This window comes from Streptomyces sp. AC602_WCS936, from assembly GCF_019049125.1.
Taxonomy (GTDB): domain Bacteria; phylum Actinomycetota; class Actinomycetes; order Streptomycetales; family Streptomycetaceae; genus Streptomyces.
On sequence record NZ_JAGMUF010000008.1, the window covers coordinates 316,943 to 336,308 of the forward strand.

Below are 19,366 nucleotides of genomic sequence, written 5' to 3' on the forward strand. Positions count from 1 at the left end.
TGGCTGCTCAGACAACAGTCACCCCGCTCGCCGGAAGCGGAGTGATTCGCATCGTCCGAACCGCTTCGTCGGCCGATTCGGTGATCTTCCCTGTAAGGGCGGTCTTCTGCCAGGTCACCGTGACGACGATGAGGCTCTCCATACCGGTCGGGAAGACGGCGTACTTAATGAACTCGGTCAGCTTGTGGCCGAAGCCGAGCGTCCGTTTGACCTTGAGCATCGCCTGAATGCGCGTGGTGGGGCCCGCGACCAACTCGAGGTGAGTGATCTGAGGTGTACCCGTGACCTCCGCGTTTCCCCACTGCAGAAGCAGGGGGCTGATCTCTTCCGGACCGGGACGGGGCACTCCCTCGTCGCCGTATGAGTCGACCACGAGGTTGGCGAGGGCCTCCCCCGCCTCCGAGTAGTACGCCGCCGCGAGTGTGGGCACGTCGTCGTTGAGGTCTACCGCCCGCTTGACCATGTCGTCGAAGACCGCGCTCCTCTCGATCTCGAGGCCGAGTGGATTGAGCCGGTTCACGGCCTCCGTAGCCAGCGCCTCGGCCTCGGCCTTGGTCCCGTCGTGCAGCGTGAGGTCGATCCAGCCCGGCGGAAACTCAAAGGTGCACTCGAAGGCCTCATCCAGCGGAGCGGGATCGTCCGGCCAGAGCATCAGATCCACCGGAGAGAATGGGCAATGGCGTCGCACAGATTCCCCATGGGGCCGACCGTGCCACTGAGCGGTACGGAGAAGGCCAGATGCAGGTAGCCCACGTCGCCGGGCATCCGTACGTGGTAGTCCAGACTTGTTTCCCTGCGGAGCCGCACCGCCCGGCCGGCAGGCAGGCCGACGACTTCCACCTCGGCTTCGGGTCCTGTCCGCTCGGCCATCGCCTCGGCGAACTCCTCCGGCGTCGGCGCCATGCCTCGGGGCATGGGTGGCCACGAGATCAGCAGTGAGGCCGGAGTGGTGGTCCCTCCGGGCACTTCCGTCCGCAGGAAGAACTCGAGCGCGCCACGGGAAAGGCCGTGCTCGGCGGTGTTGCGAAGGGTGGTCCAGATGCTGCGGGAAGTCTCCGCCGAGGTACGGACTTCCGCGAATTCCTTGTCCACGAAGGTCTTCAACTGGCCACGCCAGCGCTCTTTCGTGAGATCGACGCGGAACCAGTCGCGGGGGACGAGGAGGCGGTAATCTGACGGCGGGGATTCGGGCTCGGGCACCGTCATGCTGCCGCCGGCGAGGTGATGAGCGGTGAACCGTCTGCATGGAACAGCCGGATGCTGCTGATGGTGTTGCCGAACATCGTGGAAAAGGCGTCCCAGCCTGCCATGGTCGAGGTCGACATCTCCATCATGAAGGTGGTGCCGTTGGGCAGCGGTACCAAGACGCGTATGAACCACGTCGGGAACGTGAGGTCCTCGCCCGTCTCGGTGAGCTCACCGAGTAGCTTGTCGTCCCGCGCACCGATGTACGAGACGGCAGATCCGCAGGGGAGATCAATCCGGGACACCTCAGCATCGCCCAGACCGCGCAGACTCTGGGCAATCGCCTTCACCGCGCCCGGTACATCGGCTGCATCCGGACTGTCCACCAGGCCTGCGAACACCGTCGCGGTGCAGGGCGAGTCGTCGACTGCGGTGACGCAGATACTGGCGTACTCGGCTCCGCCGGCCAGCAGGTCGTCGACGCCCAGCGCGCACGTGACCGCGAGCGCCGTCTGAGCTTCGTCCCCGGCGCCCGGCAGCGCTTTCTCCACGAGCTCGCCCAGCAGGCGCACGGCCTCGTCGTCGTCCGTCTCGTGGATCGGTATGTCGTGGAAGATCTCCGGCATCACCCAACGCGCGTGGATGTCGTCGGCGTGCAATGCGACCGGAGCGGGGTGGGTCGGTATCAATTCGGCGAGTTCGGGCTGGCTGGTCACGGGGACTGTTCCTTCTCGGGCACGGGACGTTCGGGCGCTTCGGGAAAGAACTTCCGCGATGTGGCATACATGCCGTAATAGGGGTAAAGGTGCGGGATGTCGGCACCGCCCTTGCGGGCGACGCCGACGATCTTGCGATACAGACGGGCTCGGCAGCGCACATTACGGGCGACGGGGTCTTGCAGGCTGCGTCGCCGCACGAGGTATCCGCCGAGGATCACGGCGCTCAAGATGAGAGCGTCCACCGCGATGAACGCGATCTGGAACTGGCGTGATTTCTGGGAGGCGACCAGATCCCAGAAGGGCCAGGCTCCCACGCCGAAGACGAACAGCGGGACAGCGAGCAGGCAGCCGATCACACCGCCCTTCTCCGTGTCCTCACGCCGCTGGAACAGCATCCAGTGGACGGCCCTGTCGTCGAGGAAGTCGAAGCGCACCTCCCGGCCGTAGCGTTCCGCCGCGGCCCTGGCCTCCGGAACGGAAGCCACGACGGACGCGGGGACCATGCTGTGCTCGGTGCCTTGGTCGTCGATGAACTTCCCGGGATCCAGGGAATGGTAGTCGCTCACGGGTTGTCTCCTTATGCAGCGGGCGCCAGAGCCGTGTGGAACGACGCCGACGGCGGCTTCGGACTCGGCTGCGGTGATGGTGACGGCGTGGGCTGTGGGCCGCCGCCGGGTGCGCTGCCCTCACTCGGCGAGTCGCCGACCTCGTCGAACCGGTTCTTCAGCCGCATCAGGCTCTGCACCCCGAGGTTCACCGCGGAGCCGCCCTTGATGTAGCGCGTGACGAGTTCCGGGTCGAATCCCCCTGCCGGCAGCTTGATCTTGGTGATGCCCTTACTGGAGAGGAACTTCGAGGCCCACACAACGCCCTTGTTGAAGTTCTTCACGGCGAAACCGTTGGTGAAGCCGGACCAGATGGCCTTCTGCGCGGTAAGCATGCGTGCCCCCTTGGCCGCCGCCGTGAGTCCCTTGAGCGCGCCCAGACCGGGAATGATGCCCAGGACGTCCAGGCCGATCTTGAGCAGGTCGAGCTTTCCACCTCGCGCGAACACGTCGTAGAGGCGCCCCGACAAGGCGGTGGCGCTCATGGCTCCCGCGGCGAGTACGAGGACCACGGCGAGTGTGCCGCCCGACAGGACGATCGCCGCGACCAGAGCCGCGACCGCCAGCGCCGTCGCGGCAGCGGAGAACCAGTCCGCGTGATCGGCGATCCAGTTCATGATGCCGCCCGGATCCCGGACGCCGTCGTGGTGGATCACGTACTTGATCTTCTTGGCCGCACGGTCAGCCGCGTCATCACGGATGTCCTTGGCCTGCTCGATCTTCTGACGCGCCTGTGCCATCAGGAGCGCGGCGTCATCCCGCTTCTTGCCCTGTTTGGTGCGCTCGGCGCTGTCCTTCGCGTCGGAGGGCACCGTTCCCTGCAGCGGATCCAGCACCTTGAGAGCGGCCTTGTGGTCGACTTCGGCGGCGCGAAACTCCTCCAGCCCCTTGTCAGCCATGCGCTGCGCCCGGTGCAGCTCGCTGGCGTACTCGGACGACTCCCCGCCGCCCTCCTGGACCTTCGTGCCGATCGCGATCGCGGCCTCGTCGTAGCGGTCGTAGGCGTCCTTCAGCCTGCCCGCCGTGTCGCCCGCGATCTCGTGAAAGGCGCGGCCCGCGTCGCTGTCCCAGCCATCGACGGAGGCCAGCGCCTTAATGTTGCACGCCTGCTTGTCGATCTCGTCGGCCATACCGCGCAGCTCCTTGCCAAGCCGCGCCACCTCGTACGGGTCACCTGGAACCGGGTCGGAGTCGTACATCGGTGACCAGTCCTTCGGACGGGCTGTCACGGCTACTTCTCCTTCTTCCCGTTCTTCTTGGCGCCCCTGAGCGCGTTCGCCAGTTCATGGTCGATCTCCTCGTACGACTTGGCTGCGTTGCCCGTGTACTTGGCGAGGTTCTCGATGTCCTCCATGAGCTTTTTGCGATTCTTCTTCCATGTGTCCGAGAAATCCCCGAAGACGTCCCGCAGTTTCTCGCTGCCCAGCGCGTCGCCGTACTCGTCGGCGGGGTTGCCGTTGTCCTTGAACTCGCGGTGCATGCGGTACAGGGACTTCGAGCATTCCTTGATCAGATCAAGGTCGTACCGAGTTCTGTCTGCCACCCGTTCAGACTTTCTTCCTCAGAAACCGCCCCGTCCGGGCGCGGCCGGACACGGTACGTGCCGCCTCGCGCCCGGACAAGGTGGTGACGCCAACATCAGCCCTTGGCGCTCTTCGCCAGCTGCTCGTCCAGGTCCTCGTACGCCTTCTTCGCGTTCGTGAGGAACTTGGACAGGCCCTCCAGGCCCTTGACGGTCTTGGCCGCGCCCTTGGTGAAGTCCTTGATGGACTCGTCGTAGGCGCCGGAGGCCTTCTGCGTGGTGAAGCCGTTGGCTACGAGTTCCTCGACGCCCTTTTCGATGGCCTTCAACATGTCTTCCATGTCGCCCATCGCCTTGATGAGGTCGTTGGCCTTCTTCTCCATCTCGGCATAAGTAAGGTCTGCGTCCTTGGCCATGACGGCTCTCCCTCCCGTTGCGGTCGCCGCAGGGCCTTCCCCCGTGGCTTGTCCGACGCGGTCCGCCCGGTCGTGTGCCGACGGTCCGCACGAGCAAAGATCTTACGGGTGGGGCTGTTGGGATGACAGGGATGCCCGGCGAGGGAAGCGTGAACCACTGCACATCCCGTTGCACAGGGGAAAGGTGCGGCAGCTATGGTCGCTGCACTGTGTTCAGCGTTCCGGGGGCGGCCTCAGCCCAGCGAGGAGGACGAACGTGCGCCTGAGTCTGACCGTCGTCGACCCGATCGGCGGGGCCAGCGCCGATGTGGTGCTCGACGCCGATCCGGAGTCGTCGGTCGGCGACATCACTCGGGAACTGGCACGCCATGTCGGCGTTGCCGATGGTGCGCAGGTCATCCCCATCGGCGGGCGTCCCGGCCCCGACGGCGCACCTCAGGCCTTCGTCGACGGCTACGCCCTCGATCCCGGCGCCAACATCGTCGGCTCACCGCTGCGCGAGGGCGCTGTCGTCAGCCTGCACGATCCGGCCGGCTGCGTTGCCGGTGAGCCGACCGGTGTCGTGGAGTTCCGCGTGGCCGGCGGTCCCGCTGCCGGTGTCGTGCACCGGCTGGGCGTCGGCCGGTACGACATCGGCAGCGGGCCTGCCGCGCACATCCGCATCGACGATCCCGAACTCGCCGCGCGTGCTGCCACCTTGTCCATCGCCATGGACGGCTCCTGCGACGTCACCCTTCACGGCGTCGAGAAGAAGAACACCGGGGGCGGGGAGGAGAAGAAGAAGCGGAAAGGGGAGGAGAAGAGGGACAAGGAGAAGGAGGAGAAGGAGCGCGACCCCAACCACCCCCGGCTCGACGGCGACGACTTCGACGGCGGCACCTGGCCCCTCGGCTCCCAGCTCGCCCTCCGCAACACGCTTCTGGAGATCGACGGCTACTCCCCTCCCAACGCCGCCCTGAAGTGGTCGGAGGACGGAGCCGGGCTCGACTACAACCGGCCTCCGCGACTGCGCCCGGCGGAGCGCGAGACGCACTTCCGGCTGCCTACTCCGCCCAGGGACTACGAAGCCCGGCCGTTGCCCTGGCTGATGGCGCTGTTCCCGCTGGTCGGCGCCGTTGTGTCCGTCATGATTTTCGGGCGCTGGTACTACATGATCATGGCGCTGCTGAGCCCGGTCATGCTCTTCGGCAACTACTTCATGGACAAGAAGCACGGGCGCAAGTCCCATGCGCAGCAGGTCAAGGAGTACAAGGAGACCAAGGAGCGGATCGAGAAGGACGCCCAGGACGCGCTGCGGCTGGAGCGGCTCGAGCGGCGCAGCACCGTTCCCGATCCCGCCTCCGTGCTCGCCTTCGGCACCGGTCCTCGTACCCGGTTGTGGGAGAGGCGGCGTACGGACGCCGACCATCTGCTCCTCAGGGTCGGGACCGGGCGTGTGCCGTCCGAGGTCGTTCTGGACGATCCGGAGCAGGACGACCACAAGCGTCAGGTCACCTGGGGCATCGAGGACTCGCCCGTCGCGCTGCCGCTGCAGGAACTGGGCGTCATCGGTGTCGCGGGGCCCGGCGACTCGGCACAGGCACTCGCGAGGTGGGCCGTGGCGCAGACCGCGGTGCTGCACAGCCCGATGGACGTCCAGTTCTACGTGCTCACCGAGAACCAGGCGCAGCCGCGCTGGGACTGGGTCCGCTGGCTCCCGCACGCCCGCCCCGTGAACGGCCAGGACGTCAACGTGATGGTGGGGACGGACTCCGAGACCGTGGGCGCCCGGGTCGGTGAGCTGACGCAGTTGCTCGACGCCAGGCAGAAGGCCCTGAAGGAGAACAACCGCGGTGGCGCCGGTCCCGCCTTCTCCGACCCGGACATCGTCGTCGTATGGGACGGGTCGCGTCGGCTGAGGTCGTTGCCGGGCGTCGTACGGCTCCTGCGGGAAGGGCCGGCGGTCGCCATGTACGCGATCTGCCTGGACGAGGAGGAGCGCTTCCTGCCCGGCGAGTGCCAGGCCTTCGTCGTCGCCGAGCCGCTGCGCCACGGTGACGCCGTCGCCGCCGCTCAGCCCGGCGACTCCCCGCAGGCCGCCGGTGGCTTTCCCTCCTTCCAGGCCTGGCACCAAGGCGCCCAGCAGGCGCAGCAGGCCGCCGAGCGGGCTCCCGAACTTCGGTTGCGCGTCGAGCAGACCGGCGCCCGGCGCAGGTCCGGGGTACGCCCCGATTTCGTCTCCCCCGCCTGGTGCGCCCGGCTGTCCCGGGCGCTGTCGCCCCTGCGCGACATCAGTGGCGAGACCGAGGACTCCGCGCTGCCGTCCGCGAGCCGGCTCCTCGACGTGCTCCAGCTGGAGCCCCCGACGCACGACGGCATCGCCGCGCGCTGGCGCATGGGCGGGCAGTCCACCATGGCGGTCATCGGTGAGTCGTACGACGGTCCCTTCGGCATCGACATACGGCGCGACGGCCCGCACGGGCTCATCGCCGGTACGACCGGCTCCGGTAAGTCGGAGCTGCTCCAGACCATCGTGGCCGCGCTCGCCGTCGCCAACACGCCCGAGAACATGACGTTCGTCCTCGTCGACTACAAGGGCGGGTCCGCCTTCAAGGACTGCGTCAAGCTCCCGCACACCGTCGGCATGGTCACCGACCTCGACGCACACCTCGTCGAACGCGCCCTGGAATCGCTGGGCGCGGAGCTGAAACGGCGCGAGCACATCCTGGCCGCCGCCGACGCCAAGGACATCGAGGACTACCAGGACCTGGCGCGCCGGGACCCGTCCCACGCGCCCGTGCCACGGCTGCTCATCGTCATCGACGAGTTCGCGTCCATGGTGCGCGACCTGCCCGACTTCGTGACGGGTCTCGTCAACATCGCCCAGCGAGGCCGCTCGCTCGGCATCCACCTCCTGCTGGCCACGCAGCGGCCGAGTGGTGTCGTGTCGCCCGAGATCCGCGCCAACACCAACCTCCGGATCGCCCTGCGCGTGACCGACGCCGGTGAGTCGACCGACGTCATCGACGCTCCCGACGCCGGTCACATCGCCAAGAGCACGCCGGGCCGCGCGTACGTCCGTCTCGGCCACGCCTCCCTCGTCCCCTTCCAGTCCGGCCGCGTCGGCGGCCGCCGCCCGGGTGCCGCCGACCCGGCGGCGCTCGCCCCGTGGGCCGGGGAGCTGTCCTGGCAGGAACTGGGACGTGCCGGGCTCGCCAAGCCCAAGACCGAGGCGCGGGAGGACGACGAGATCACCGATCTCAAGGTCCTGGTGGACGCCGTCCGGGAGGCCAACGCGGCCCTCGGCATTCCGGCCCAGCACTCTCCGTGGCTGCCCGCCCTGGACGAGTCGCTGCTGCTGGACGACATTCCGGAGGTGCGCAGCCAGGGGGCGCTGCCGGCGGCTCCGTACGGCATCGCGGACCTGCCGTCCGAGCAGGCCCGCCGCCCGGTGGTCGTCGACTTCGCCACCTTCGGGCACCTGCTCATCGCCGGTGGTCCGCGCAGCGGCCGCTCGCAGGTGCTGCGTACCGTCGCGGGCTCCCTGGCCCGCACCCTGTCGAGCGCCGACGTCCATCTGTACGGCATCGACTGCGGCAACGGTGCCCTGAACCCGCTGACTCAGCTGCCGCACTGCGGTGCGGTCGTCGGCCGTAATCAGCAGGAGCGGGTCATCCGGCTCTTCAACCGGCTCACCGGGGAACTCACCCGGCGACAGGATCTGCTGGCGGACAAGGGTTATGCCGACATCGGGGAGCAGCGGGGCGCCGCGGCCGAGGACGAGCGGCTGCCCCATCTCGTGATCTTCCTCGACCGCTGGGAGGGCTGGCTGCCCACGCTCGGCGAGTACAACCACGGCGACCTCACCGACCAGGTGATGGTGCTGATGCGCGAGGGCGCGAGCGTCGGACTGCACCTGGTGATCGCCGGTGACCGTCAACTGCTGACGGGGCGGATCTCCTCCCTCACCGAGGACAAGTACGGTCTGCGCCTCGCCGACCGCGGCGACTTCTCGTTGCTGGACATCAACGCGCGCAAGATCCCCGAGGAGATCCCGCCCGGCCGTGGCTTCGCGAGCGGGACGGCGATCGAGACGCAGTTCGCCCTGCTCGCCGAGGACACCACCGGTCAGGGTCAGGCTGCCGCGCTCGTCGCGATCGGCGAGGCGGCGGCCGCCCGGGACGCCGGGCTGCCGCGCTCGCGCCGCCCGTTCCGCGTCGACGTCCTGCCCAGCCGGATCTCCTTCGCCGACGCCTGGGCCATGCGCGACCCGGTGGCGAGCGCCTCGCCGCTGTGGGCGCTGGTGGGTGTCGGCGGCGACGAGCTCACCGCCTTCGGCCCCGACCTCGCCCAGGGTGTCCCGGCGTTCGTGATCGGCGGTCCCGCGAAGTCCGGGCGCAGCACGGCGCTTCTGAACGTCGCGCGCTCCTGCCTCGCCCAGGGGGTACGGGTGGTCCTCGCGGCTCCTCGCCCGTCCCCGCTGCGTGAACTGGAGGGGACGGAAGGCGTGCTGAAGGTCTTCACCGGCCGGGACATCGACGAGGACGAGATGGAGGAGCTCGTCGAGTCGGCCAGTCCCGAGCAGCCGATCGTCGTCCTGGTCGACGACGCGGAGGTGCACGACGACTGCGACGCCGAGGACATCTTCAAGCGCATCGTCGAACGCGGCGTGGAGGAGGGTCTGGCCGTCGTCATCGCCGGTGACGAGGAGGAGATCTGCGACGGTTTCTCCGGTTGGCAAGTCGACATGAAGAAGGCCCGCCGCGGCATCCTGCTGTCCCCGCAGGACAGCTCCGCGGGCGAGTTGATCGGCATCCGCACGAACCGGAGCATGGTCGGCGGCCAGATCACTCCGGGCAAGGGCATGCTGCACCTCGGCACCGGGGAGCACCTGACGGTCACCACGCCGATGTGACGCCGATGTGACGGGCGGGCACCGGCCGCCCGTCACATCGGCCTCGCTACACTGCCGGCAGCGCGTAGATCTCGTGGCCGTGCGTCGCCAGCAGCCGGTTGCCCGCGACGGCGATCTGCCACGGCTCGCCCACCGTCTTGCTGTCGGTGTACGTCCAGCGGAGCTTGCCCGTCCTCGTCTCCAGGGCGACGATGCCGCCGTCGACGGAGCCGGTGGCGCCGTAGAGGGTCGAGCCCACGCGGAGGAACGACTCCGGGCCGTCGACGTCCAGTTCGTCGCAGAGCCAGGTCCGCTTGCCGGTCTTGACGTTCACCGCCCATACGCCGTCGTCGTGGTCGCTGACGTAGAGCACGCCGTCGAAGACCGTCGGGTTGTCGAAGCCGCGGCGACCGGCCGGGTCGAGCGTCCAGGCCGTACTGCCCTTCTCCACGTCGACGGCCTTGAGTTCGTCGCCCGGGAGGAAGACGAGGCCGCTGGCGACCGTGGGCTGCCAGGACCACTCGTCGCCGATCTTCCGGGTCCACACCTGACCGCCGGTGGCGGTGTCCCGGACGGTCAGGTTGAGGTTCGAGTCGGCGTAGACCAGGTACTTGCCCGAGGCGGTGCCCTGGACGTCGTAGTCCTTCGTGCCCCAGTCCCGGTGCTGGACCCACGCCGCCTTTCCCGTGGTGTGGCTGACGGCCGCGACGGCCGTGCGGTACTTGGTGGCGCTCTTCGACTGGCCGTAGTCGGTCGCCGTGACGTAGACGTTCTTGCCGTCGATGGCGATCGTGTCCTCGACGGACAGCTGCTTGCCGAGGCGGCTGCGCCAGGCCTCTTCGCCGGTCTTGACGTCGTAGGCGACCAGGGCACCCTCGTAGTCGCCGTCGGCGAGGAACACCTTGTCGCCGTGGAAGAGGAGCTGGGCTCCGGGCCGGCAGATGCCCGCCTTGGTCCAGCGGGCCTTGCCGGTGCGGACGTCGTAGGCCACGAGCGGGTCGCCGCTGACCAGGAGCAGTCCGTCGCGGGTGAGGAGCGGTACGCGCGGGCTGGTGCTGTCCTCCTTCGCCGACTTGTGCCACAGCGGCTGCGGGGCCACTCCGGCGGGCGGGGTCGTGAAGGTCTGGTCCGCGGGCTCGGCCGAACCGCCCTTGCCGGGAGCGTCCGTCGCCCCGTCGGAGGCGCCGTCCCCGTCCCCGGAGGCGAGCAGCCACCCGCCACCGACTCCGGCCACCGCCACGGCCGCCGCGGCGCCGAACGCCAGGCCGAGCGCCCGCCGCCGGGAGCGGTCCGGCGCCGGCGCCCCGCCCGCGCCGACCCGCACCGTGCCGGGGAGGGGGGTGCCGTAGCCGGGTGACGGTGCGGGCGTACCTCCGGGCGGCGTACCTCCGGGCGACGTGCCGTATCCGGGCGACGTGCCGTATCCGGTCGGCGGTGTCCCGGTCGGCGGTGTCCCGGTCGGCGGTGTCCCGGTCGGCATCGTCGGCGCCGGACCGAACGCGGACGCCGACTGCGCCGGCGGGACGTTCACGGGTGCGTCGGGTGCCTCCAGGTCCAGGATCCCCGCGGCGTGGGTCGCGATCGTCGAGGCCACCGCCGACGGCAGCCAGTCGTGCAGGGCGGCGTCGATGCCCTGCCCGGCCAGCGCGGTCACGATCTCCGTGGGCGCCGGACGCTGCGCCGGGTCCTTCATGAGGCAGGCTCGGATGAGCCCCAGCAGGGACGGGGGTACGCCCGTCAGGTCCGCCTCGCCGTGCACGACCTGGTAGAGCAGCGCGGCGTGCGAGGCCGTGCCGTCACCGAAGACGCCGCGCCCGGTCACCGCGAAAGCGAGCACGGAACCCAGCGAGAACACGTCGCCCGCCGTGCCGACGTCCTTGCCCATCGCCTGCTCCGGCGACATGTAACCGGGCGAGCCGACCACCACGCCGGTCTGGGTCATCCGGCTGCCGTCCACGGCCCTCGCGATACCGAAGTCGATGAGGCGCGGTCCGTCGGCCGCCAGCAGGACGTTGGACGGCTTGAGGTCGCGGTGGATCAGGCCCGCCGCGTGGATGTCCTGGAGGGCGGCGCCGAGTCCGGCGGCCAGCGCGCGGACCGTGCGCTCCGGCAGCGCTCCGTGGGCCGCGACCACGTCCGTCAGGTCGGGACCGAGGACGTACGACGTCGCCAGCCACGGCAGGGGCGCGTCCGGGTCGGCGTCCACGACGGGCGCGGTGAACCGGCCGGAGACCGCCCTCGCGATCTCGACCTCGTGCCGGAAGCGGGCCCGGAAGTCGCCGTCCGCCGCGAGATCGGGGCGGACCACCTTCACGGCGACCGTACGGCCGCCGGGCGACCGGGCGAGGTAGACGCGTCCCATGCCACCGGCGCCCAGCCTGCGCAGGAGGCGGTAGGTGCCCAACTCCCGCGGATCGTCCGCTTGCAGTGCGTCCATGGCCGGCCTTCCCCGTCGTCAAGCGTGGGCGAACGCCCCGCCTCGCACAGGGACGTTCGCTGTCGCAGACACAGTAGTAAGAGGGTGGCTGAGGTGGTTGCAGGGGGACGTCGGGCCGTCGGCCCTCCCGCACACCTGACGCGGCGGCTACTCGACTCTCGACAACCGCGCCTTCGGCCGCCCCGAGTCCTCGCTGTCGGAGGTGTACTGGAGGTCGTCGCCGACCGGGGTGAGGCGGACGGTGTGGAGAGCCTGGTTGCAGACGTTCCGGTTGCCCTCGGCTCCCACGGCGGCGGCGACGATCTGCTGGTCGGTGACCTTCTTCAGGGTCAGTACGTCGTCGCAGGTGCCGCCGAAGAGGTCGGTGTGGCGCAGGGTGCCCAGTTTCTCGCCGACCGCGGCCTCGCGGACGGTCAGCCGGAAGGTGCCGAGGGGCAGGTTGCCCTCGACGGCGACGGCCTGACCCTCCCAGGTGCCGACGTAGCGGTCGGGGACGGGGGCGGAACCGGCGCCGCCCTTGTCCGCTCCGGGGTCGGACGGCGCGGTCGCCGACGGGGTGGGCGTGCCGCCGTCCGCGGTGTCGTTGCTCCCGCCGCCCGGCAGCAGGTCGAGGACGAACAACGAGCCGACCGTCACCGCCGCCATCGCCCCGGCCACCGCGAGCGCCACCGTGCAGCTGAGCCGGCGGCCCCGGCGGCCCTCGCCGGCCTGGGTGGAGGTGGCCGCGACCGAGACCGACAGTCTGCCGGGAGTGCGGTCGCCCCCGCGCGGGGCGGGTACGTCGGCGCCGGGTGCCGTCGGCGTGGGCATCACCGGCGGGGGTCCGAAGACGCCGGACGCCACCGCGTCGGCCACGCCGCCGGCACCGCCGGCACCGCCGGCACCGCCCGCGTCGGCCGCCCCCGCCGTGACCGACGGTCGGCTGAATCCCACCGGTCCCGACTCCGACCCCGCCCCCGACGCCCGCTCCGCCGCCTCCAGGTTCAGCAGCTGTACGGCGCTCCGGCTGACCCGCTCCACCAGGGGCCCCGGCAGCCAGCCGCCGGACACCAGGCGGGCCGCGCCCTCGGGAGCGAGGCGCCGGGCGACCTCGCCGGGGGCCGGGCGGGCGGTCGGGTCCTTGGCGAGGCACGCTGCCACCACGTCCCGCACCTCACCGTCCAGGGTGCCGAGCCGCGGCTCCTCGTGGACGACCTTGTAGAGGAGCGCGGCCGAGGAGTCCCCGGGGAAGGGCGGCTCGCCCGTCGCCGCGTACGCCAGTACCGCGCCCAGGGAGAAGACGTCCGCCGCGCCGGTGACGCCCTTGCCGAGGATCTGCTCGGGGGACATGTAGCCGGGGGAGCCGATCGAGACGCCGGTCGAGGTGAGGGACGCGGTGCCCTCCGTGGCGCGGGCGATGCCGAAGTCGATCAGGAGGGGGCCGTCGAGGGTGAGCAGGACGTTGGACGGCTTCACGTCGCGGTGGACGAGGCCCAGGTCGTGCACGGCCGCCAGCGCCTCGCCCAGGCCCGCGCCGAGCGCCCGTACCGAGTGGTCCGGCAGCGGGCCGCCGTCCGTGACGGCCGCGGTGAGGGACGGGCCGGCCGCGTACGCCGTGGCGACCCAGGGGACGCGCGCCTCGGGGTCGGCGTCCAGTACGGGGGCGGTCCAGGCGCCGCCGACCCGGCGTGCGGCGTCCACCTCGCGCCGGAAGCGGGCGCGGAACTCCTCGTCCAGCGCGAAATGCGGGTGCACGATCTTCGCGGCGACCGTGCGGCCGCCGGCGCTGCGGCCGAGGTAGACCCGGCCCATGCCGCCGGAGCCCAGCCGGCCGAGCAGCCGGTAGGGCCCCACGACCGTGGGCTCGTCGACGTCGAGCGGCTGCATGGCGTCCACCCCTCCCCCGTACGCCGGTACACAGGTACGCGAATACACAAGTACCTGCCAGCAGGGTAGTGGGCCGCTCGGGGAAGGCCCCCTTGCCGTGTCAGGGCTGGAGCAGCTCCACCTTCACGTCCGCCGGGAAGCCGGTCGTCGGGCCCACCCGGCGGGCGAACTCGGTGACCGCCTCGAGCTGCGTGCCGCCGAAGCGGAAGTCGAGGGTGGTGAAGTACTTCGCGAGGGTCTTCTCGTCGAAGGCCTCCCAGCGGGCCGCCTGCTCGGCGACCTTGTCGACCTCCTCCAGGGAGAGGTTGCGGGAGGAGAGGAACGCCTCGTGCACCTTGCGGGTGATCACCGGCTCGCGCTCCGCGTAGTCCTTGCGCGCCGCCCAGACCGCGAAGACGAACGGCAGGCCCGTCCACTCCTTCCACAGCGCGCCCAGGTCGTGCACGGCGAGGCCGTAGCGCGGGCCGTCGATCATGTTCGCGCGCAGCGCCGCGTCACCGATGAGGACGGCCGCGTCGGCCTCCTGCATCATCAGGCTCAGGTCGGGCGGGCAGGTGTAGTAGTCGGGCGTGACCCCGAAGCGCTCGGCGAGCAGGAGCTGGGCGAGGCGGACGGAGGTGCGCGAGGTGGAGCCGAGGGCGACGCGGGCGCCGTCCAGCTTCTCCAGCGGCACCTGCGAGACGATCACGCAGGACATCACCGGGCCGTCGCAGCCGACGGCGATGTCGGGGAAGGCGACCAGGTCGTCGGCGTTCTTGAGGAATTCGACCAGGGTGACGGGACCGATGTCGAGATCGCCCTGCACCAGCTGCTCGCTGAGCTTCTCCGGGGTGTCCTTCGTGAGCTCGAAGTCGAGGAGCGTTCCCGTTCTCGCGAGCCCCCAGTACAGGGGCAGGCAGTTCAGGAACTGGATGTGGCCGACGCGCGGCCGGGTGCGAGAATTGTCCACATCGCGAGGCTAGCCCTCCCCCGGTTTCCGCCCGCCGCCGACCCCCGGCGTCAGCCGAACGGCCGGATGGTTCAAACATTCGGGTGAAGTGATCTTGGCCTCTGTTGCGCCGGGGTGCCTGCGTGCTAGGCTCACAGCAAGTTGCAGTTTGGTTTCCCTTGCAGTACAGAGCCTGCGGAGCATGTGACCGCGGGCTCTCGTCGTTCTCAGACGTATGCAGTTGTGCGGCATTCACAGTCTTCACACTTGCTGGTTCTGGAGCAGGGCAACCCTTTGAGCCCAAGGAGGGCTTATGGCTACCGGAACCGTGAAGTGGTTCAACGCCGAAAAGGGCTTTGGTTTCATCGCCCAGGAAGGCGGCGGCCCCGACGTCTTCGTCCACTACTCCGCGATCAACGCGACCGGATTCCGGTCCCTCGAGGAGAACCAGCAGGTGTCCTTCGACGTCACGCAGGGTCCGAAGGGCCCGCAGGCGGAGAATGTCACTCCTGTCTGATCGACAGCAGTACCCAAGGAGCCCCGCGCCGGTTTCGGCGACGGGGCTCCTGCCCTTTCCGGGGCCGGTTGTCAGTAGCTGCCCCTAGGGTCCTGCCATGACCACCGACCCCGCCTTCGTGACCACTACCCGGACCTTCTACGACGCCGTCGCCGAGGACTACCACGCCCGCTTCCGCGCCGTGCTCGACGACGCCCCGCTGGACCGGGCGCTGATGGGCGCCTTCGCCGAGCTGGTGGGGCCGGAGGGGCAGGTGGCCGACCTGGGCTGCGGGCCCGGACTGGTCACCGCGCACCTCGCCTCGCTGGGCCTCGAGGTCTTCGGCCTCGACCTGTCCACGTCGATGCTCGCGATCGCGCGCCGCGAGCATCCGGGGCTGCGGTTCGAGCAGGGGTCCATGCTGGACCTCGACCTGCCCGACGAGGCCCTCGCGGGGGCCGTCTCCTGGTACTCGTCGATCCACACGCCGTGGGAGCGGCTGCCGGACCTCTTCGCGGAGATGCGGCGTGTGCTGGCCCCGGGCGGGCACCTTCTGCTGGGCTTCCAGGTGGGCGACGAGCCCCGCCACCACGACCGGCCGTGGGGCCATCCGGTCGCCCTGGACTTCGAACGGCGGCAGCCCGACCGGATGGCGGAGCTGCTGGAGCGGGCCGGCTTCACGGTGCTGTCCCGGACAGTGCGGATACCGGAGGGGGACGCGTCCGCGCAGGTCCCGCAGGCCTGCCTCATCGCCCGCCGCTGACCCCGGCGCCGCCCTGTCCCTCGTACAGCCCCTCCACCGCCTCCGCGAAGTCCCGCATGATCACGTCGCGGCGCAGCTTCATCGAGGGCGTCAGGTGGCCCTCCCACTCCGTGAAGTCCCTCGGCAGGACGGCGAAGCGGCGGATGGACTCCGGGCGGGAGACGAGTTTGTTGGCCTCGTCGACGGCGCGCTGGAGGACGGCGTGCATCTCCTCGTCGTCGACGAGCAGCTCGGGCGGCACCGGGTGCTTGCCGTTCATGCGGCGCCAGTGGTCGAGGCCGGCCGGGTCGAGGGTGAAGAGGGCCGAGACGTAGGGGCGGCGGTCGCCCAGCACGATGCACTGGGAGATCAGGGGGTGGGAGCGCAGCCAGTTCTCCAGCGGGGCCGGGGCCACGCTCTTGCCGCCCGCGGTGATCAGCAGCTCCTTCTTGCGGCCGGTGATCGTCAGGTAGCCCTCGTCGTCGAGGCTGCCGAGGTCGCCGGTGGCGAACCAGCCGTCGGGGGCGGCCGGGACGACGCCGCCCGCCTGCGGGTCCCAGTAGCCGTGCAGGACCTGCTCGCCGGCGACCAGGATCTCGCCGTCGGCGGCTATCCGGACGCGGGTGCCGGGCAGCGGCCAGCCGACCGTGCCGAGGCGCGGCTTGAGCGGCGGGGTCACCGTCGCCGCGGCCGTGGTCTCGGTGAGGCCGTAGCCCTCGAAGATCTCGATGCCGGCCCCGGCGTAGAAGGCGGCCAGGCGGCGGCCGAGCGGGGAGCCGCCGCAGATGGCGTACTTGACGCGGCCGCCCATGGCGTTGCGGATCTTGCGGTAGACGAGTGGGTCGTAGAAGGAGCGGGCGGTCTTCAGGCCGCGGCCGGGGCCGCCGCCCCCGCCGGACTGGCGGGCCTCCATGGCCTCGCCGTAGCGCACGGCCACCGAGACGGCGCGGTCGAAGGCGGAGGCCCGGCCGCCGGACTCGGCCTTGGCGCGGGCGCTGTTGAAGACCTTCTCCAGCATGTACGGGATGGTCAGCAGGCAGGTCGGGCGGAAGGCGGCCAGGTCCGGGAGCAGGTCCTCCGGCTTCAGGCTCGGGGCGTGGCCGAGGCGGACCCGGGCGCGGACGCAGGCCACGGCGACCATGCGGCCGAAGACGTGGGACATCGGGAGGAAGAGCAGGATCGAGGGCTCCTCGCCCGTCTTCGCCTTGAAGACGGGGTAGAGCAGCTCGATGGCGTTGTCGACCTCGGCGAAGAAGTTGCCGTGGGTGAGCGCGCAGCCCTTGGGGCGGCCGGTGGTGCCCGAGGTGTAGATCAGGGTGGCGAGGGTGGACGGGCCGAGCATGCCGCGGCGTACGTCGACCTCCGCGTCCGGCACCTGCTCGCCCAGCTCCGCCAGCCGCTCCACGTGCCCCTTGTCCATGACCCACAGGTGTTTCAGGTCGGGGATGCGGTCCAGCTCGGGGCCGAGGGCCGCGGCCTGCGCGGTGGTCTCGGTGACCAGGGTGACCGCGCCGGAGTCCTGGAGGATCCAGCGGGTCTGGAAGAGGGAGGAGGTCGGGTAGACGGGGACGGTGACCAGACCGGCGGCCCAGGCGGCGAAGTCCAGCAGCGTCCACTCGTACGTCGTCCGGGCCATGATCGCGATGCGGTCGCCCGGCGTCAGGCCCTCGGAGATCATGCCCTTGGCCACCGCCAGCACCTGCGCGGCGAACTGGGCCGCCGTCACCTCGGACCAGTCCCCGTCCGGCGACCTGCGGCTGAGGACCACCTGGTCCGGGACGGCCGCCGCGTTGTCGAAGGGCAGGTCGGCGAGGGAGCCGCGCCGCACCGGCGGGGCGAAGGGGGGTACGTACGCCTCCCGCACGGCCCCGTCCAGCCGCCGCGTCTCGGGCGCCACCAGGGTGGGGCCGGGCGAGTCGGCGTAGGCGGCGGACGCGGCGAAGGAGGGAAGCGGGGTGGACACGGGCGGCTCCTGGAACGTGCAGCGGCGACACTGCGAACGTGCAGCGGCGACACTGCGTTGCTGGCGACCGCGCGGTCGGCGGTGCTCTGCTGCATGACGTACGTGCCTCGCGCGCCGAGGCGTTCATCGCCGGGTCCGCGGACGTGGGTTACCGGCGGTCAGGTGGGGATCGTACGGTTCCCTCGTGGGGAGTTGGTGCGGGTTCCGGGACGGTCCCGCGCCGGGGGTGTGCAGTCTTGGGGGTTACCTGCCAGTAGGTCATGGTGTGTCAGGGATCGCCGTGAAGTGCCATGGAGTGTCAGACCCGTTCCAGTATGGCCGTGACGCCCTGGCCGCCCGCCGCGCAGACCGAGATCAGTCCGCGCCCCGGGCCCCCGCGCTCGGCGAGCAGCCCGGCCAGCGTCGCCACGATGCGGGCGCCGGTCGCGGCGAAGGGGTGGCCGGTGGCCAGGGACGACCCGGCCGTGTTCAGGCGGGCGCGGTCCACCGGGGCCAGGCCCCGCTTCTCCCAGGCGGCGAGCGTGGCCAGCACCTGGGAGGCGAAGGCCTCGTGGATCTCGACGAGGTCGAAGTCCTCGATCCCGAGCCCGGCCCGCTCCAGCATGCGCGGGACCGCGTACGCCGGGGCCATCAGCAGCCCGTCCTCGCCGCCCGCGACATCGCCGCCGACGAAGTCCACGGCCGCCGTCTCGTACGCCGTGAGGTACGCCAGCGGCTCCAGCCCGCGCGCCTCGGCCCACTCCTCGCTCGCCAGCAGCACCGTCGCCGCGCCGTCCGTCAGGGGCGTCGAGTTGCCCGCCGTCATGGTGGGCCCGGGGGCGTCCAGGCCGAACACCGGCTTCAGCGCCGCCAGTTTCTCCACCGTCGAGCCGGGGCGCAGGTTCTGGTCGCGGGCCAGCCCCCGGAAGGGAACCACCAGGTCCTGGAAGAAGCCCCGTTCGTACGCCGCCGCCAGCCGCTGGTGACTGGTGGCGGCCAGTTCGTCCTGGGCCTCGCGGGCGATGCCCCAGGCGCGGGCGGTCACGGCCGCGTGCTCGCCCATCGACAGGCCGGTGCGGGGCTCGGCGTTGCGCGGGATGTCGGGGACCAGGTGGGCCGGGCGGATCTTCGCCAACGCCCTGGCCCGGCCACCGATGGACTTCGCCCGGCGGGCCTGAAGGAGGATGCGGCGCAGGCGGTCGTTGACGCCGAGCGGCGCGTCGCTGGCGGTGTCGGCGCCGCCCGCGACCGCCGACTCGGTCTGGCCGAGGGCGATCTTGTTGGCGGCGGCGATCACGGCCTGGAGCCCGGTGCCGCAGGCCTGCTGGACGTCGTATGCGGGGGTGCGCGGGTCGAGGGCCGAGCCGAGGGCCGTCTCGCGGGCGAGGTTGAAGTCGCGGCTGTGCTTGAGGACCGCGCCGGCCACGAACTCGCCGACCGCGCCCGGTTCCGCCAGGCCGTGGCGCTCGGCGAGGCCGTCGAGGGCCGCGGTGAGCATCTCCTGGTTGGAGGCGGTGGCGTACGGCCCGTCGGAGCGGGCGAAGGGGACGCGTGCGCCTCCGACGACCGCGACGCGGCGCGCCTGTGGCGGCTGCGGCTTCTGGGGGCTCATCTCGACCTTCTCCTCACCCGTGA

The 19,366-nt window shown here is 70.8% G+C and carries 15 protein-coding genes; 3 read left to right on the top strand and 12 right to left on the bottom strand.

The window, feature by feature from the left end; genetic code table 11:
• Positions 1-7: 7 nt before the first annotated feature.
• From KUM03_RS04245 to KUM03_RS04275, 7 genes are all read right to left on the bottom strand, one after another.
• Positions 8-661 (bottom strand): hypothetical protein, encoded by a 654-nt coding sequence (locus KUM03_RS04245; protein WP_217245616.1) that lies wholly within the window; start codon positions 659-661, stop codon positions 8-10.
• Complete coding sequence (locus tag KUM03_RS04250; protein ID WP_217245617.1) at positions 652-1,206, bottom strand: hypothetical protein; 555 nt, start codon at positions 1,204-1,206, stop codon at positions 652-654. Before KUM03_RS04250 ends, KUM03_RS04245 begins: the two co-directional genes overlap by 10 nt.
• A complete protein-coding gene (locus KUM03_RS04255) occupies positions 1,203-1,901 on the bottom strand; it encodes a hypothetical protein (protein WP_217245618.1) in 699 nt (232 codons plus the stop codon). Before KUM03_RS04255 ends, KUM03_RS04250 begins: the two co-directional genes overlap by 4 nt.
• Positions 1,898-2,470 carry a hypothetical protein gene (locus tag KUM03_RS04260; RefSeq protein WP_217245619.1) on the bottom strand — a complete coding sequence of 191 codons (573 nt, stop codon included), beginning with the start codon at positions 2,468-2,470 and terminating at the stop codon, positions 1,898-1,900. The genes KUM03_RS04255 and KUM03_RS04260 overlap by 4 nt, the downstream gene beginning before the upstream one ends.
• 11 nt (positions 2,471-2,481) lie before the next feature.
• A complete protein-coding gene (locus KUM03_RS04265; protein ID WP_217245620.1) occupies positions 2,482-3,738 on the bottom strand; it encodes a putative T7SS-secreted protein in 1,257 nt (418 codons plus the stop codon).
• Between the two features lie 2 nt (positions 3,739-3,740).
• A complete protein-coding gene (locus KUM03_RS04270; RefSeq protein WP_217245621.1) occupies positions 3,741-4,052 on the bottom strand; it encodes a DUF863 family protein in 312 nt (103 codons plus the stop codon).
• A gap of 95 nt (positions 4,053-4,147) precedes the next feature.
• On the bottom strand, positions 4,148-4,447 hold the full coding sequence (locus tag KUM03_RS04275) for a WXG100 family type VII secretion target (RefSeq protein ID WP_073725395.1): 300 nt from the start codon (positions 4,445-4,447) through the stop codon (positions 4,148-4,150).
• Positions 4,448-4,703: 256 nt separating this feature from the next.
• On the opposite strand from KUM03_RS04275, the gene KUM03_RS04280 reads away from it, so the two are divergent.
• The gene (locus tag KUM03_RS04280) at positions 4,704-9,341 is read left to right on the top strand and encodes an FtsK/SpoIIIE domain-containing protein (protein WP_217245622.1); all 4,638 of its coding nucleotides are present in this window, start codon (positions 4,704-4,706) and stop codon (positions 9,339-9,341) included.
• Positions 9,342-9,387: 46 nt separating this feature from the next.
• Here the strand turns inward: KUM03_RS04280 and KUM03_RS04285 are convergent, their stop codons facing one another.
• From KUM03_RS04285 to KUM03_RS04295, 3 genes are all read right to left on the bottom strand, one after another.
• Positions 9,388-11,757: a serine/threonine-protein kinase gene (locus KUM03_RS04285; RefSeq protein WP_217245623.1), complete on the bottom strand. Its 2,370-nt coding sequence runs from the start codon at positions 11,755-11,757 to the stop codon at positions 9,388-9,390.
• 147 nt (positions 11,758-11,904) lie between these two features.
• On the bottom strand, positions 11,905-13,623 hold the full coding sequence (locus tag KUM03_RS04290; RefSeq protein ID WP_217245624.1) for a serine/threonine-protein kinase: 1,719 nt from the start codon (positions 13,621-13,623) through the stop codon (positions 11,905-11,907).
• Between the two features lie 100 nt (positions 13,624-13,723).
• Entirely contained in the window at positions 13,724-14,572 is an 849-nt protein-coding gene (locus tag KUM03_RS04295; RefSeq protein ID WP_217245625.1) for a menaquinone biosynthetic enzyme MqnA/MqnD family protein, read from the bottom strand.
• Positions 14,573-14,864: 292 nt separating this feature from the next.
• Here KUM03_RS04295 and KUM03_RS04300 point away from each other — a divergent pair, with 292 nt between their 5' ends.
• Positions 14,865-15,068, top strand: coding sequence for a cold-shock protein (locus KUM03_RS04300; RefSeq protein ID WP_004984723.1), 204 nt, complete (start codon positions 14,865-14,867; stop codon positions 15,066-15,068).
• Between the two features lie 97 nt (positions 15,069-15,165).
• Entirely contained in the window at positions 15,166-15,810 is a 645-nt protein-coding gene (locus tag KUM03_RS04305; protein ID WP_217245626.1) for a class I SAM-dependent methyltransferase, read from the top strand.
• Here KUM03_RS04305 and KUM03_RS04310 read toward each other — a convergent pair.
• Together KUM03_RS04310 and KUM03_RS04315 are read right to left on the bottom strand one after the other, a co-directional pair.
• A complete protein-coding gene (locus KUM03_RS04310) occupies positions 15,794-17,752 on the bottom strand; it encodes a long-chain fatty acid--CoA ligase (RefSeq protein ID WP_217245627.1) in 1,959 nt (652 codons plus the stop codon). The genes KUM03_RS04305 and KUM03_RS04310 overlap by 17 nt on opposite strands.
• Positions 17,753-18,050: 298 nt before the next feature.
• The gene (locus KUM03_RS04315; protein WP_217245628.1) at positions 18,051-19,343 is read right to left on the bottom strand and encodes an acetyl-CoA C-acetyltransferase; all 1,293 of its coding nucleotides are present in this window, start codon (positions 19,341-19,343) and stop codon (positions 18,051-18,053) included.
• Positions 19,344-19,366: the final 23 nt, after the last annotated feature.

Coding starts and splice junctions, on each gene's coding strand:
- KUM03_RS04305 (WP_217245626.1), top strand. CDS start 15,166: ATGACCACCGACCCCGCCTTCGTGACCACTACCCGGACCTTCTACGAC.
- KUM03_RS04300 (WP_004984723.1), top strand. CDS start 14,865: ATGGCTACCGGAACCGTGAAGTGGTTCAACGCCGAAAAGGGCTTTGGT.
- KUM03_RS04285 (WP_217245623.1), bottom strand. CDS start 11,757: ATGGACGCACTGCAAGCGGACGATCCGCGGGAGTTGGGCACCTACCGC.
- KUM03_RS04315 (WP_217245628.1), bottom strand. CDS start 19,343: ATGAGCCCCCAGAAGCCGCAGCCGCCACAGGCGCGCCGCGTCGCGGTC.
- KUM03_RS04275 (WP_073725395.1), bottom strand. CDS start 4,447: ATGGCCAAGGACGCAGACCTTACTTATGCCGAGATGGAGAAGAAGGCC.
- KUM03_RS04290 (WP_217245624.1), bottom strand. CDS start 13,623: ATGCAGCCGCTCGACGTCGACGAGCCCACGGTCGTGGGGCCCTACCGG.
- KUM03_RS04250 (WP_217245617.1), bottom strand. CDS start 1,206: ATGACGGTGCCCGAGCCCGAATCCCCGCCGTCAGATTACCGCCTCCTC.